Origin of the sequence: Janthinobacterium sp. EB271-G4-7A, assembly GCF_020858075.1 — a bacterium.
In the GTDB taxonomy this organism is placed as follows: domain Bacteria; phylum Pseudomonadota; class Gammaproteobacteria; order Burkholderiales; family Burkholderiaceae_D; genus Janthinobacterium; species Janthinobacterium lividum.
In genome coordinates this window covers 1942923-1957501 of record NZ_JACYMI010000001.1, presented here as the reverse complement: position 1 = coordinate 1957501, position 14579 = coordinate 1942923, and the positions used below count along the sequence as shown (strand labels likewise).

Genomic DNA, 14579 nt, shown 5'->3' with positions numbered 1-14579 from the left:
CGTACTATCATCATAATCTTTATTGCAATTTAGCACCATCCATCGGTGGCACTTAGCCCGTCTTTTCATCGAATCCGATGTTGTCAGCCCACACTTTTCAATCGTGCGCCAGCGCGCCCTCACTCTCCAGCAAGTCGCACAGCTGGCGGTACTGATGCTGGTCGAGCATGGCTTGCAGCGGCGCCAGCACGGGCGCAGCCGTCGGCGGCAAGTCACCCAGCAGCAGCGCCACCCTGGCCAGGTTCAATTCGCGCAGCGCCACCAGCAAGGCCGCGCGCTCTTCACCTGCCAGCAGCAGCAAGTCTCGCGCCCGCAGCGCCGGCGGCGCCTCGGGCGCCGGCGCCGCCGGCAGCGGCACGGGCACCTGCACGGGCGCTTCCGCCGCCTGCGCGGGTATGCTGAAACGGAAGGTGGCGCCCTGCCCCGGCATCGATTCCACTGTCAGTTCGCCTTTCATCAATTGCACGAATTCGCGCGAGATGGCCAGGCCCAGGCCCGTGCCATCCTTCGGTCCCGCGCTGTCGGCCTGCACGAAGGGTTCAAAAATGCGCTGCTGGTCCTCCGGGGCGATGCCGATGCCCGTGTCGCTGACGGCAAACGACAGCATCCATTGATCGCCATCGCGCCGCTCAGCGCGCACGCGCAAGGTGACTTCACCGCCGCCGGCAAATTTGACGGCGTTCGACATCAGGTTCAGCAGCACCTGGCGCAAGCGCGTCGCGTCGAGCACCACGGCCGCCGGCAGGTCCGCGCAATCGAGGCGCAGGGCCAGGCCCTGCTGCTCGGCGCGCATGCCCAACATGTCCATCACTTCCTGCAACAGGGGCGCCAGCGCAGCCACGGCCGTCTGCGCGTGAAGGCGTCCCGCCTCGCCCTTCGACAGTTCGAGGATTTCATTGATCAGGGTAAGCAGATGATTGCCGGAGCGGTGGATGATGGCCAGGTTGCGCTTTTCATCGTCCTGCATGTTGGGCGAGGCGGCCATCAGGCGCGAAAAGCCGATCACGGAATTCAAGGGCGTGCGCAGTTCATGGCTCATGTTCGCCAGGAAGGTGCTCTTGGCGCGGTTCGCCGCCTGCGCCTGGCTGACGGCCACCGACAGGGCGCTCGTGCGCTCGGCCACCAGCTCTTCCAGGTGATGGCGGTGGCGCAGCAGTTCCAGTTCGGCCTCGCGGTGCGCCGTGATGTCGTAGTTCGAGCCCACCAGGCGCATGGGCTGCCCCTGCCCGTCGCGGAAGATCACGGCATCGGCCTTGATGTAGCGGATGGCGCCATCGGGCCACAGGATGCGGTACTCGTGCGTGAACGCCTGGCCTGCTCCGAGCGCGGCGCGCAGGGCTTCCTTGGCGGCCGGCACGTCGTCGGGCATCAGCGCCGCGCGCCAGATCGCCGCGGGTGCCATCCGGCTGTCCGCATCGGCCTTGAACTGCGCGTACATCTGTTCATCCCACTGCAAGGCATCGTTGATGACGTTCCAGTCCCAGATGCCGATGCTGGCCGCGCCGGTGGCCATCTGCACGCGCTCCTCGCTGCGCTGCAGGGCGCGGTAGCGGCTGTCGAGCAGTGCCACCATGTCGCGGATGGAGCGGTACAGCGTGCGCAGTTCGCCCAGGAACCACGCTTTCGGCGGCGTGCCGAATGCTTCGCCCTGCCCCGCCTTGATGCCGGCCGCATACTGGCCGATCGCCTTCAGGGGCTTGAGCATCAGGCACCACATGAGCAGCCAGACGCTGGCCACCAGGATCACGTCGAGCGCCACGATCATGGCGCCGATGCCCAGCGCGCGCTGCTGCAGCTGCGCGTGCAGCAGCGCCGGCGTCGCATACACGGCCACGCTGCCGATGACCTGTCCGCCCATCGTCACGGGGCGCCGCTGCACCAGCCAGTCGGGCTCCGCGGACAGCGAGGAAAAGCTGTCGATGGCGCCGCTTGCCGTGCGGCGCAAGACCAGCGCCTCCTTGCCGATGCCCGGCGTCAGGGAACTGGCCACCAGGTCGCGCTTGCCCAGCATGCTGCGCATGATGGCCTGCATCTGCTTTTCATCGAGATTCCACAATGGCAATTCGATGGCCACGGCCAGCTGGTCCGCGCTCACGGCCAGGCTGCGATGCAGCTGCTGCCAGCGCTGCTCGCGTTCGGACTGGTAAAACAGCACGGCAAACACCAGCAGCAGCGCGGTGACGACAAAGGTCAGCGCCACGCTGACGGCCAGCACGATGGACACGCCGCCCAGGCGCGCGTCTTTGGGCAAGTGAAAAGTCATGCGTCCTCGCCCTGCGGCTCGCTCGCCAGCTGCGCCAGCAAGGCGCACAGCGGCTGGTACTGATGCTGTTCCAGCATGGCGGCGATATGCGCGGCCAACTGCGGCAGGCTGGTCGCCACGCCGGCCAGCACGATGGCGCTGCGGCGCAGATCGAGGGCTTGCACGGATTCGAGCAGCGCCTGCCGCTCGGCAGCGCCCAGCTGGCCCAGCGCCTGCTGCAAGTCAAAGACAGCCACCGGCACGCGCGGCGGCGCGGCGGCAGTACGCTGGAAGCGCACGCCCAGTTGCTGCTCCAGCATGGCGAACAGGTGTTCCTGCTCGATCGGCTTGCGCAGGAAACCGTCGGCGCCGGCCGCCAGCGCTTCCTGTTTTTCCTCCTCGAAGGCGGAGGCGGTCATGATCACCAGGCGCGGCTGCACCAGCGCCGGCTGCGCGCGCAGCCAGCGCGTCAGCGCCAGGCCATCCATATCCGGCATGCGCCAGTCGCTGAGCACAATGTCGTAGCGCTGCGCCGCCAGCATGGCTTGCGCCTGCACGCCGCCCGCCGCCTCCTGCAGCTGGAAGCCCAGCGGCGCCAGCAAGCCGGCCAGCAGCTTGCGGCAGTTATCGTCATCGTCGACCAGCAGCACCATGCGCCCGCGTTGGGCTGGCGGCAGGCGCGCCACGCGGCCCGGCGCCAGCGACGCGATGGCCGGCTGCTGCAGCACCGGCGCGCGCAGCTCGAAACTGAAGCGCGACCCGGCCCCCAGGGTCGATTCGACGCGCAGCTCGCCGCCCATCAGACGCACGAATTCGCGCGAAATGGTCAGCCCCAGTCCCGTGCCAGCCTGCGCGACGGCGCTGTCGGCCTGCACGAACGGTTCAAAGATGCGCTCCAGATCCTCTTCCGCGATGCCGCTGCCCGTATCGCGCACGGCAAACGCCAGCGCCACCTGTCCATCGCCGTCCGCCTGGCAGGCCAGCGACAGGGTCACGCTGCCCTGCTCGATGAACTTGAGCGCGTTCGACAGCAAATTCAACAGCACCTGGCGCAGCTTGGCGCCATCGAGACGCACCAGCGGCGGCACGCCGGCACGTTCGAGCCGCAGCGCGATGCCCTGGTCGCCGGAGCGCATGCGCACCATCTCGAGCACCTCGTCGAGCAAGCCATTCAAGTCCACGGGCCCCGCTTGCAGCTGCATGCGGCCCGCCTCGATTTTCGACAATTCCAGGATATCGTTGATCAAGGTCAGCAAATGATGGCCGGCGCGGTTGATGATGGCCAGGTTATGCTTTTCTTCCTCGAACATGCTGCTCGAATCGGCCATCATCTGCGAAAAGCCGATCACGGAATTCAAGGGCGTGCGCAATTCGTGGCTCATGTTGGCCAGGAAGACGCTTTTCGCGCGGTTCGCCGATTCGGCCTCCGTGACGGCCACCGACAGGGCCGCCGTGCGCTGCTGCACCAATTCTTCCAGATGGTCGCGGTAGCCGAGCAGCTCCTGCTCGCTTTGCTTGCGCTCGGAAATGTCGACGATGCCGCTGCGCACCAGGCGCCGCCCTTCCATCGGCAAGCGCACCAGCCGCACTTCGCATGGAAAGATGCTGCCGTCGGCACGCCGCACATTGCGCTCAACCAGGATGGGTTCACCGAGCATGGCGCGGCGCAGATGCTCTTCCATCATCAGTCCCAGCGGCAGGCCATCGGGCTGCTCGCCGGTATACAGGTCGAACGGCCCACGCGCCAGCAGCGCTTCGCGCGACATCCCCAGCATGCGCTGCGCGCTGCTGTTGGCGTCGATGAAGCGGTCCAGGTCCAGGTCATACACGACGATGGCTTCGGGCGCATGCTCGACGAGGATGCGGAAGCGCTGCTCGCTTTCGCGCGCATCGCTCTCGGCGCGGCGCAGGCGGCGGCGCTGCAGCAGCAAGGCGCTCAGCATGCACGCCATGGCGAGAAACACGGCGCCGGCCGACAGCACGGCGACGCGGTGTTCGTGCCACAGCTGTGGCGGGCGGTTGAAGAACAGGGTGTGCGGCGGCAGCCGGCTGAAGTCCGCATCCCAGCGCTGCAGCTGTTCCCAGTCATACATGGGCACCGGGCGGACCGGCGGCAGCAAGGCGCCCGGCGCGGCAGGCGCCTTGCCGGCCAACACGGCCAGCGACATCTGCGCCACCTGCTGCGCGGCCCCTTCGATGTGCAGGATGGAGCCGCCGAGGATACCCTTGCCCACGTTCGTGTTGTACATGCCGAACGCGGGCACGTTCGCCAGCCGCGCCAGTTCCCCTGCAAACTGCACGGGCGTGGCGATGGCGCCGTCCACGTCGCGGTTGACATTGCCCGCCACCAGCAAGGTATCGGCGGGCAGGTGCGCCACGGCCGCGCGCATCTGCGCCAGGGTCAGATCATCGAGGTAGCGCATGGCCACCTTGCCCTGCCACGCCAGCGCCGCCTGCTGCATGTTGCGCTTCAAGGCCTGGTCGGCCTCGCTGGCGCCGACGGCCATGACGATGGTTTTGGTCTCCGGGAACAGCGCCATGGCTTGCGCCAGGGTGCCGGGGAAATCGACATTCGCCTTTTGCTGCCAGATGGATGCCGGGCTGCCGGCCGGCAAAGCCTTGCCCGAGGTGTTAATCGCCAGCACGGGCACGCCGCGCGCCAGCGGCGCCAGGTCCGACAGCAAAAAATCGAGCGCCGGCTGCTGCATGGCGATGATCAGGTCGGCCTTGCGCCCCATCATCTGCGTGTATCTTAAAAGCAACAAATCCCGCATCTCATTGCGCAGCGCCGGGTCGCCCTGGGTATTCAGGTTCAGGTGCTCGACCATGATGTCTTCGCTGGTCAGGCCCGCGGCGGCCATGGCGGCCACATAGGTCCGCGTGTACGACTCCACGCCGGCGCGGCCGTAATCGTAGGCGTTGAGAAACAGCACGCGCTGGCCCTGGTGCGGCGGCGCAGCCGGCACGGCGGCCGGGGCTGCGGCGACACAGAACGCCAGCAGCAATGCGCGGCCGCAGCGGCGCACCGCTGCCCTGCCCATCCCGCCGCCAAGCCGCAAGCCGCCCGGCACATCACGCATCATTCGCCATGCCCATGCTCACTCCCGCCTGTCACCATGTTTCAACTATGCGCCGACTGCTCAGCCACCGACACTTACAAAAACATGATAACGTCAACTGCAGGGGCAAGTCTATTCCTTAGGGCAATCTTTTGACAAGACATCCGCTCGCCACGCCCACCATCGTTACGCGGCGGTGCCGCTGATACCGAACAATTCCAGCTTCAACCCTTTTATGCCAGACGGCACATAAATCGCAATCGCCTGGGCCTTGATCATGCTGTCATAAATACTGCCCTTGTTATCGATCGAAAAGTAATACGTATTGGGCCGCACTGGCACTTCGGCAGGGACCTGGGCCATATGACGCAACTCGGCACCCGGAAGCGCCCGCCCCAGTAATAGTTCGATAGTGTCCGGAGAGGAAACTTTGAACTGCAATGGCACCGTGGCGACCAGTTCCAGCGCCGGCATATCGGCGTTTACCGCAAGACAGAGTTCGGTCTGCCGGTCAATCCGCTTGGCATCGAGCAAGCCGTGATAGTGGGTGTTTTGTTGCATGTCGTTGGACAGCGCAATCGGGAAATAGCGCGACAGCAGCACAGTATCGATCAGGTCGCGAATGATGCCATCGAGCTTGCCGAAACCGGGAGCCGCGTCATCGTGACAATACGCCGGCAAGTCGCTCAGTGTGTATTTTTTCGAAAACGTCATCAAGCCACCGGCCAATGCCATCAATTTTTCAAACAAATATACGGGATGGTGGCGCCGATAACTGGCGCAATGGCTGAGCGTGGCGCTGGCCGTGCTCAAGGTATGGAGCATCCAGAATGAGGAAACATCCCCGCCATGAAATTCAACCGTATTTTTACCGGGCTGACGGTGGCGGCTGTACAGCGCCTCAACTTTCGCGCCCATGCGGTCGATCAGCGACTCGAGCATTTTTTGCAGCGAAGACTCGGCGCTGATGGTCAGGCCAGGTGGAATGAAGGACGTATCGACTTCAAAGCCGCCATTGCCAGCGCGGTACAAACGGATCAGCGGAATGGCAAGGTAATCGTTCGGGGGCTCCAGTTGCGACAGAAGATACACGCGTTTCTTCAGGTAAGCCACGTCAATGCTGACTGCTTCGCTGTACAGATCCGGAGTTTCGATATCCACCTGAACATAGCGCGCGCCGGCAGAACTCGAATTGCCGCCATGTGCCTGCAGCGCGGGCAGCGCGGCATAAAACGTAAAACTATGTTCGCTGGAAGGTAGCTTGGACAGGTCAACCGCACTGGGCAATACATCGCCAAGCGGCGCGTCAAAGAGCTCTCCATCCTGAAAGACGAGCGACATGGCGTCCGCCCGCAGGCTGTTGCTGGCCAGTGCATCCGCATTCCAGCTGACGCTGTGCACGCCCCATAAATGTGGATTAATGAGTGAGGCCAGACGTTGCAGCCGCGCTTCATGGTAGCGGTCCAGTTGCTGGAACTGCTGGGGACCGATGGCCAGTCCTTCGGACCAAAGTAATTTGGATGGCAATGTCATCGCGTTCTCCATGTTGACCGTTGGAATCATGCTGCCTTGCCAGTCTGAGGTGGCCAGCGTTGACGTCTTTGATGTTGCGCAGTAACCCTATTCAATTATTTGCGCAAACGCAATTTACCTTTGAGCAAACGCTCGGATACTGGCCATTCCGCCGCAAAGACACAGGAAAAGAGAGATGGAGGACTTGCTGCCGTATTTCGAACGCGAGCTGGTGATGCTGCGGCGACATTGCCGTGAGTTCTCCGAATGCTATCCGCGAATCGCCGGCAAACTGCACATGTCCGGCGAGTCTTGCGAAGATCCGCACGTCGAACACTTGATCGAATCGGTGGCCATGCTGGCGGCGCGCATCTCGAAACGGCTCGATGACGACTATCCGCAATTTACCGAAGCCTTGTTCGAAGCCCTGTTCCCCCATTATCTGCGCCCCTTTCCATCGTGCACCATCGTTCACCAGTCCGCCCCAGCCACTGGAGCGGGCGTATTGCACTTGCCGGCGGGCAGTGAAATGGACGCAACGCCTGTGCGCGGCGTGCGCTGCCGCTTCAAGACTGCCTACGGCATGACGACAGGAGCATCGGTACTGGAAAGCACGTTTTTCGATACGATGATCAAGGCGCCAGCAGGCGTACGCCTGCCGGCACAAGCCAGTTCCTCGCTGAACATCGGCATCCGGCATCTCGACGCAGCGCCTGCATCACTGCGCGTTTTCATCGATGGCGAAGCTTCTTTTTCCGCCGCATTGCGCGATGCCTTGTTCATGCATGCAGTCTGCGCTTTTGTGTCCATCGACGCAGTGCAATGGTTTGCTTTACCCGCCGTGCCCTTGACGCCCGTCGGCTTCGCCGACGCGGATGCCTTGATACCTTTCGGTGCCCGTTCCCAGCCGGCCTACCGCATCCTGAGCGAGTATTTTGCGTATCCGGAAAAATTCAATTTCTTCGACATCGATATCGCGACGCTGAGTACGGCCCTGCCGCCTGGGTGCCAGCGCTTTACCCTGCATCTGTGCATGGCAGGTTTGCGACCCGATTGCGCTGCGGCACGTATGTTGTCCAGCATTTCCAGCGAAAACTTAAGGCTGGGCTGCAGTCCGGCGGTCAATCTTTTCCGCCAGGAAGGCGTGCCGATCGCCATCACCCGGCAGAAAGCCGACTACTCCGTGCTGGCCCATGCTACCCATGCCCATGGTTACGAAGTCGTCACTGTCGATACGGTGCGTTTGTTGCGCCAGCGGGGAGGGGAAAGCACGCTGACCGAATTTCGCCCGCTGTACAGCCTGCGCCATGGCGAAAGCGCGGCGCAACAAGGCCATTACTGGATCGTTCGCCACGACATGGCTTTGGCCATCAAAAGTCCTGGCCATGAAAAGAAAATCACGCTGGTCGATGGCGACTTCAATCCCTTGATCCATGAAAAGGCCAGCTTGTCGCTGTCGCTGACATGCAGTAACCGCGATCTTCCGCTATCGCTCAAATACGGCCAGCCGCAAGGAGACTTGCAACCGTGCGGCGGCGGACCCGCATTGCACATGCTGCGACGCCCCAGCCAGCCGCGACGCTTTTCAGCGGGCGCGGGCCTGCACTGGCGCCTGATTTCGCACCTGACGCTGAATCATCACGCGCTGGTCCAGGAGGGCTTGCCGGCGCTGCGCGAAATGCTGACACTGTATGACCTGTCCCAATCGGCAAGCTCGCAACGCCAGATCGACGGCATCGTCGCACTGATGCACTCGCCGACCACGACCTGGCTGCGGCACAAGCGCGGCACCTCGCTGGCGCATGGCGTGGAGGTGCGCATCACGCTTGACGAGGGGGCGTTCGTCGGCAGCAGCATGCACCTGTTTGTGCAGGTGATCGATCACTTCCTTGGGCTATATGTGCAAATCAACAGTTTCATCGAACTGGTGGTGCTGTCACTGCAAAGCGGAGAGGAGCTGATCCGATGCAAACCAAGAAGCGGACTGCAGAATCTGGTGTAATGCACCACTTGCTGGCCGAGCCGTACCGCTACCAATTCGTGCAGGCAATACGTATTCTGCTGTGCTGGCTACGTCAGCAGAACGTGTCCCATGCGCAAGCCTTTGGCCATGTGTTGCGTTTCAAGAACAGCTTGTCATTGAGTTTTCCCGCCAGTGAAATCGAACAGCTTTCACTCGACGACAATGAACAGCTGACCTTGATACCGACGTTCATGCGCTTTCTGGGCATCGGCGGTACCTTGCCTTTGCACCATTCGGAACGTATCGCCGGCCACCGCTTGTCGAGCAAAGACGCCGGCGTTCCGGCCTTCCTCGATATCTTTTCGCACCGCATGCTCACGCTGTATTACCAGGCGTGGGAAAAGTATCGACTGGAATCCACGCTCCAGACCCAGGCAACGGATGCGCAACTACCTTTGCTGATGGCACTGGCCGGCGTGCAGCGCACTGCACTGCCGTCGAACGGAGATACTGATGCTGTGACGCAGGATGTCGCGGCCTGGTACGCGGGTCTGCTGCGCTGCCGCCCCGTCTCCACGCAAGCAATCGGCCCCGTGCTGGCCGAGTACTGCGCCGTACCCGTCACCCTGCAACAATTTGTCGGCGGCTGGGACTATCTTGAAAAAGATAGGCGCAGCCTGCTGGGCAGTGTCAACTTTACGCTGGCGCGCGGCGCAACGCTTGGCCTGCGGCTGTGGCGCCAGGATATGCGCGTGTGCCTGCATATCGGTCCGCTGGATGCTGCTGGCCTGCAACGCTTTCTGCCGCGCAGCACAGGCGCGGCGGCTTTGGCAAAGATGCTGGCGCTGTTCGGCGTACCAGACTTGCAATATGAAGTGCGGCTGATATTGAGTCCGTCATGCATTACTCCCCTGCTCCTGAGCTCCAACCCTTCAGAAAGACGGCGCTTGGGCTGGACGACGTTCTTGCAGACAGCACAAGGCAAGGTACGCGGCGCCGAAGTGCGTTATTTGCTGCAACTGGCTTGAGTACTTCACTCTTGGAAAGCGAGGCAAGCATGAAACATGCGGGACGCGGCGTCATCCGGCTCGGAGACGCAACCGATCACGGCGGCAAGGTCACCAGCGCATCGTCCGGCAGCAGCGTGATGGGGAAGACTGCGGCGCTGGCCGACGACACAACGTTCTGCCCCAAGTGCAAGGGCAGTTTTCCGATCACGCCGGATGGCGCCGGCGCAAAACACATGGGCAAGCCGTACGCCTATGACGGCGATGCCACCGCCTGCGGCGCCTACCTGATCACATCCCTGTAACGGAGGCAGGCCATGCATGCAAGCATCCAGGCGGCACTGTCGGCCTTCGACCTCGCCGCGCAAGAACGGCGCCTGCTGAAGATCGATTTCCCCCATGAAGATGGGCCAGCCGGCGCCATCCTGCTGGTCAATTCGCTGACTGCCAGGGAGGAGGTGTCGCGCGACTTCCGTTTCGAGGCCGAACTGCTGTCCGATGACGCGCATATTGCGCTCAAGGCCATGATGGGCCGCATGGTGAGCATTTCCATGGTGCGCGACGATGGCACGCTGCGCCACTTCAATGGCTATGTGGGCGAGTTTTGCCTGCTGCGCGCCGATGGCGGCTTTGCGTGGTACCGCATGGTGCTGCAACCATGGCTGGCCTTCGCCCGCCTGCGCCAGGACAATGTGTCCTTTCATGGCCAAAGCGTGATGCAGCTGACCGAAACAACGTTCGCATACTACGAGCAGCGCGACTGGAAAACCAGCATCCATGGCGACGATCCGCAGATCACCTGCGCCAACCAGCACAATGAGACCGACTATAACCACCTGCACCGGCGCTGGGAAGCGCTGGGCTGGCATTACTGGTACGAACACCGCGCCGATGGCCATACGCTGTGGCTCGCGGACAACAGCACCCTGGCGGACATGGTCGCCACGGCGTCCGGAGACGGAGCCATGCGTTTTCACGCCGAATCGGGTGCCATGGAAGACGATGGCCTGCAACAGTGGCAAGCCGTGCGCCGGATCGGCTCCGGGCAGCTGACTTTGGCCAGTTTCGACTATAAAAATCCCCAGCCGCGCCTTGCCAGCGGCTACTCCCTGAATCGCCAAGGCGACGTATTTTCCCACGAACTGTATGAAAACACGGGCGCCTATGGCTACAAGAATGTCGATGATGGGGAATCCCTGGCACAGCGCCGCATGGAAGAAAGCGACCATCTGCGCCAGTATTTCGAGGCGGCAGGCAATCACCGTGGCGCACAGCCCGGCCTTTGTTTCCGGCTCGATGGGCATTTCAGCGCCGAGGAAAAACGCTATCAGCCTGGCCAGGAGCGCCCAGACAATATTGCCGAACGCGAGTACCTGATCCTGTCAGTCATGCATAGCGCCAGCAATAATTATCAGCTTGGCTCTGGCACACCTTCCCACTATGTCAACAAGTTGGTGTGCGTGCGTCGGGACATCCGCTGGCGGCCGGGTCGTGACTACAACAGCACACCGTGCGTGGTTGCCGGTGTGCAGACGGCGCTGGTGGTCGGACCGGCCGGAGAGGAAATCCATACCGATGCACTGGGACGCATCCGCCTGCAGTTTCACTGGGATCGTCTGGGTGAATTCGATGAGCGCAGCTCGCCATGGATACGCGTCATGATGCCGATGGCGGGTCCGCAAATGGGACACATCGCCTTGCCGCGCGTGGGCCAGGAAGTCGTTGTGCAATTTCAAGACGGCAATATCGACCACCCTATCGTCATCGGCGTGGTCTACAACAGCGCCAATCCGCCGCCGTGGCAACTGCCGCAGCAGCGTGCCCTGTCCGGCTTGCGCAGCCGTGAACTGGGCGCCCGCAGCGCCAACCATCTCGTGCTCGACGATACCAAGGGTGCGATCCAGGCGCAGCTGCGCAGCGAACACCAGGACAGCCGGCTATCACTGGGCAACATCACCCGCATCGACGACAATGCCGGCCGCAAGGAAGCGCGCGGCGTGGGCTTTGAACTGGCCAGCAGCGCCTGGGGCGCCCTGCGCGCGGCCAAAGGCATGCTGATTACCACCGAAACACCGGCAGGTGGCGGCTCCGTCAAGCAACTCGACGAAACACAGGCCCGTCTGGCGCAAGCACGTCAACTGCAGCAAGGCTTGGCCGGCATGGCTGTCGACGCGGGCGCGCAAGACAGCGCAGCACAACAAGGCGCCGTCGCCGAGTCCATCCAGCGGCAAAACGCCGCAATCAAGGGCGCCGGCGGCGATTTCCCGGAACTGTCCGAACCGCATTTGCTGCTGGCCAGCCCGGCCGGCATCGAGTTGAGCACGGCCCAGTCCATCCACCTCGCCGCCAGCGAGCATGTGGCGCTCTCCAGCAGCAAGCATATTTCACTCGCCAGCGGCGACAGCATGTTTGCCAGCATTGCCAGGACCTTCAGCCTGTTCGTGCACAAGGCCGGCATGAAACTGATCGCCGCCAGCGGCAAAGTGTCCATCCAGGCCCACAGCGACGAGGTGGAAATCCTCGCCCAGAAAGTCTTGTCTCTGATCAGCGAAGCGGACTGGGTCAACATCAAGGGCAAAAAAGGCGTACGCCTGCACGGCGCCAACCACATGCTGGAAATCAGCGACAAGGTGCAGTTCTTCACCTCTTCTCCCGTGCTCTTTAACGGCAACCTGGAAACATTGGCACCGAAGAGCGTGTCGCAGGAATTCAATGAGAGGCCAAGCAGCAGCTTTGATCAGGAAGTGTTGTTGATGGAAGCGGCCGACGAACCCGCTGTCGGCATCGATTTTGAAATACTGCGAGAGGACGGCAACATGGCTGGCAAAAGCGGTGACGACGGCTCGACGAGCCTACAAAAATCCACCGGCATGGACAGCTATGTGATTCGATACAAAGGAGAACTGCCATGAGTGATAACGATGAGCTGAACAAACGCGGCAATCATCCAAGACAATTTACACAGGGTGTGGGCGGATGGGCTGAGTATGCAGTGCAGATGACCAGAACCAGCGATACAGCACGCCATGAAGTCGCCAAGCCCCCCGGCAAAGTTATACCGATCATTTTTCTGCCAGGTGTCATGGGCAGCAACTTACGTACCTCCAAGGCACGACAAAAACGGTTGGAGCGCCCAGACAATCGAGCATGGCGACCGGACGACTTGATGGGGGTGGGGGGAATGGCAGATGTCGCCGCCGGAACTGGTTTGGGCGGATGGTTCAGAGAGGCTACGCCTCAACAACGTCAGTTGGTGTTTGACCCCAACGAAACAGAAGTCGAATATTACCATTACACAGAAAACAATGGACGATTTGACGCGGAGGGGCCAGAAACAATGGCTTCCGATATGCGACATCAGAATGTTCCTGACAGTCTGACACCCATTCCCCCCCTGATTGGATCGAACAGAATCAATCCCGGCAGTCGTCCGGTACAAGGAAAACCGCAAGCGTTCGCAACTCCAGCGCAGGTGGCGCGATGGCGCGGCTGGAGTGAAGTGTTGTTTGATGGCGCTTATGGCTCCATGCTTCAACACACTGAAAAACATATGAACAATATAGTGTTTGGTGGAAAGCTGCATCCAGTCTGGCGCGGCACAAGTGGCTTGAGTGCGTCGGTGATGAAAGACCCTTCCACGTTTGGTGGCATATCAGGTAATCCCATAACTGAAGAAGACTTGAAAAAAATCGCGGCATGCTGGTATCCAGTTCACGCGATGGGCTACAACTTTGTGCAGAGCAATGGCGTCACTGCCGTGACCATTGCCAAACGCCTAAAAGGCCTGGTCAAAGGTTATCGTGAGCGAGGCTTCAAGTGTCATGAAGTCATTCTGGTCACGCACAGCATGGGTGGCCTGCTGGCCCGCGCCTTGATACATCCCGACTATGGAAAAATAGTTAACGACAAGGACCTGACAATACTTGGCATTTATCACAGTGTTATGCCCGCCATCGGCGCCGCCGGAGCATATAAACGCATGCGCTTCGGCTTTCAGGAAAAAGACACTACTGCGGGTGAATACGAAGCAGAGGTACTTGGCATCAATGGCATCCATGCGACCGCTATTCTGGCGAATGCTCCGGCACCGCTGGAGATGATGCCTGGCGTCGTCTACGGTGAAAAATGGCTCAGGGTGGTAGATCAGCAAGACAAAGAACTGTGGAGCTGGCCGCGCGAGGGCGCTACAGCATTGGATGCTATTTACTTGCAGCCACCGAATGCGTGGTGGCGGCTGATAAATCCGAAATGGATAAATCCGGCAAACATCGACAAAAAAAGTGGAGGTGGCCTTGAGAAGGTCAAGTATAGGCTTAACGATGCATTCAAATTCCTGAACTCAATAAAAGAAACTTTTCACACCACCACCTTTGCAAGCTACTGCGCCTCACCAAAGAGGTTAAGTTATGGGACTGTCGTATTTAAAGTAATTGAAGGACTCAACAGCGGACTATCAGTTCCTATGGAAATTCAAAATTTACCTCCATCGGAAAAATGGACACTACTTGAAGACAATGCTAAAAATGAGCTTGTTGTTCAAGCTGGCACTCGAAAATTACGATTAAAGCTAATGCCAGCCAGCGCCGCTGGCGATGACACAGTTCCATCAAAAAATTTAGAGAAGTGCTTTAAAAAAGAAAGATTATTTATTCACGGGGTAAAAGATGGCACTGATTACGGACATCAAGATAGCTATTCAAATCCCAATGTACTTGCTTCAATGCTGTATTCCATCATACAAATCGCAAAAACCGCAAAGTGGACCTAATCATGTTTAGTCAAAAAAAAATATTAAT

Annotated in this window: 8 protein-coding genes; 5 read left to right on the top strand and 3 right to left on the bottom strand. The window is 60.8% G+C overall.

The window, feature by feature from the left end; translation table 11 throughout:
• Positions 1–97 precede the first annotated feature (97 nt).
• The 3 genes from IGS58_RS29040 to tssK all read right to left on the bottom strand — a co-directional run bounded on the left by IGS58_RS29040 (position 98) and on the right by tssK (position 6864).
• Positions 98–2263: a sensor histidine kinase gene (locus tag IGS58_RS29040; RefSeq protein ID WP_268989821.1), complete on the bottom strand. Its 2166-nt coding sequence runs from the start codon at positions 2261–2263 to the stop codon at positions 98–100.
• Positions 2260–5325 (bottom strand): sensor histidine kinase, encoded by a 3066-nt coding sequence (locus IGS58_RS08880; protein WP_230521131.1) that lies wholly within the window; start codon positions 5323–5325, stop codon positions 2260–2262. Before IGS58_RS08880 ends, IGS58_RS29040 begins: the two co-directional genes overlap by 4 nt.
• Before the next feature lie 162 nt (positions 5326–5487).
• On the bottom strand, positions 5488–6864 hold the full coding sequence (gene tssK, locus IGS58_RS08875; RefSeq protein ID WP_329957978.1) for a type VI secretion system baseplate subunit TssK: 1377 nt from the start codon (positions 6862–6864) through the stop codon (positions 5488–5490).
• Positions 6865–7009: 145 nt separating this feature from the next.
• Here tssK and tssF point away from each other — a divergent pair, with 145 nt between their 5' ends.
• Genes tssF through IGS58_RS08850 form a run of 5 tightly spaced genes read left to right on the top strand, consistent with a single transcriptional unit; the run spans position 7010 to position 14551 of the window.
• Positions 7010–8815 carry a type VI secretion system baseplate subunit TssF gene (tssF, locus tag IGS58_RS08870; RefSeq protein WP_230521130.1) on the top strand — a complete coding sequence of 602 codons (1806 nt, stop codon included), beginning with the start codon at positions 7010–7012 and terminating at the stop codon, positions 8813–8815.
• A complete protein-coding gene (gene tssG / locus IGS58_RS08865; protein WP_230521129.1) occupies positions 8779–9804 on the top strand; it encodes a type VI secretion system baseplate subunit TssG in 1026 nt (341 codons plus the stop codon). The genes tssF and tssG overlap by 37 nt, the downstream gene beginning before the upstream one ends.
• A gap of 29 nt (positions 9805–9833) precedes the next feature.
• Positions 9834–10088 carry a PAAR domain-containing protein gene (locus tag IGS58_RS08860; RefSeq protein WP_230521128.1) on the top strand — a complete coding sequence of 85 codons (255 nt, stop codon included), beginning with the start codon at positions 9834–9836 and terminating at the stop codon, positions 10086–10088.
• A 12-nt stretch (positions 10089–10100) separates the two neighbouring features.
• Positions 10101–12695, top strand: a complete 2595-nt coding sequence (locus IGS58_RS08855; RefSeq protein ID WP_230521127.1) for a type VI secretion system Vgr family protein — start codon at positions 10101–10103, stop codon at positions 12693–12695.
• The gene (locus IGS58_RS08850) at positions 12692–14551 is read left to right on the top strand and encodes an esterase/lipase family protein (protein ID WP_230521126.1); all 1860 of its coding nucleotides are present in this window, start codon (positions 12692–12694) and stop codon (positions 14549–14551) included. Before IGS58_RS08855 ends, IGS58_RS08850 begins: the two co-directional genes overlap by 4 nt.
• Positions 14552–14579: the final 28 nt, after the last annotated feature.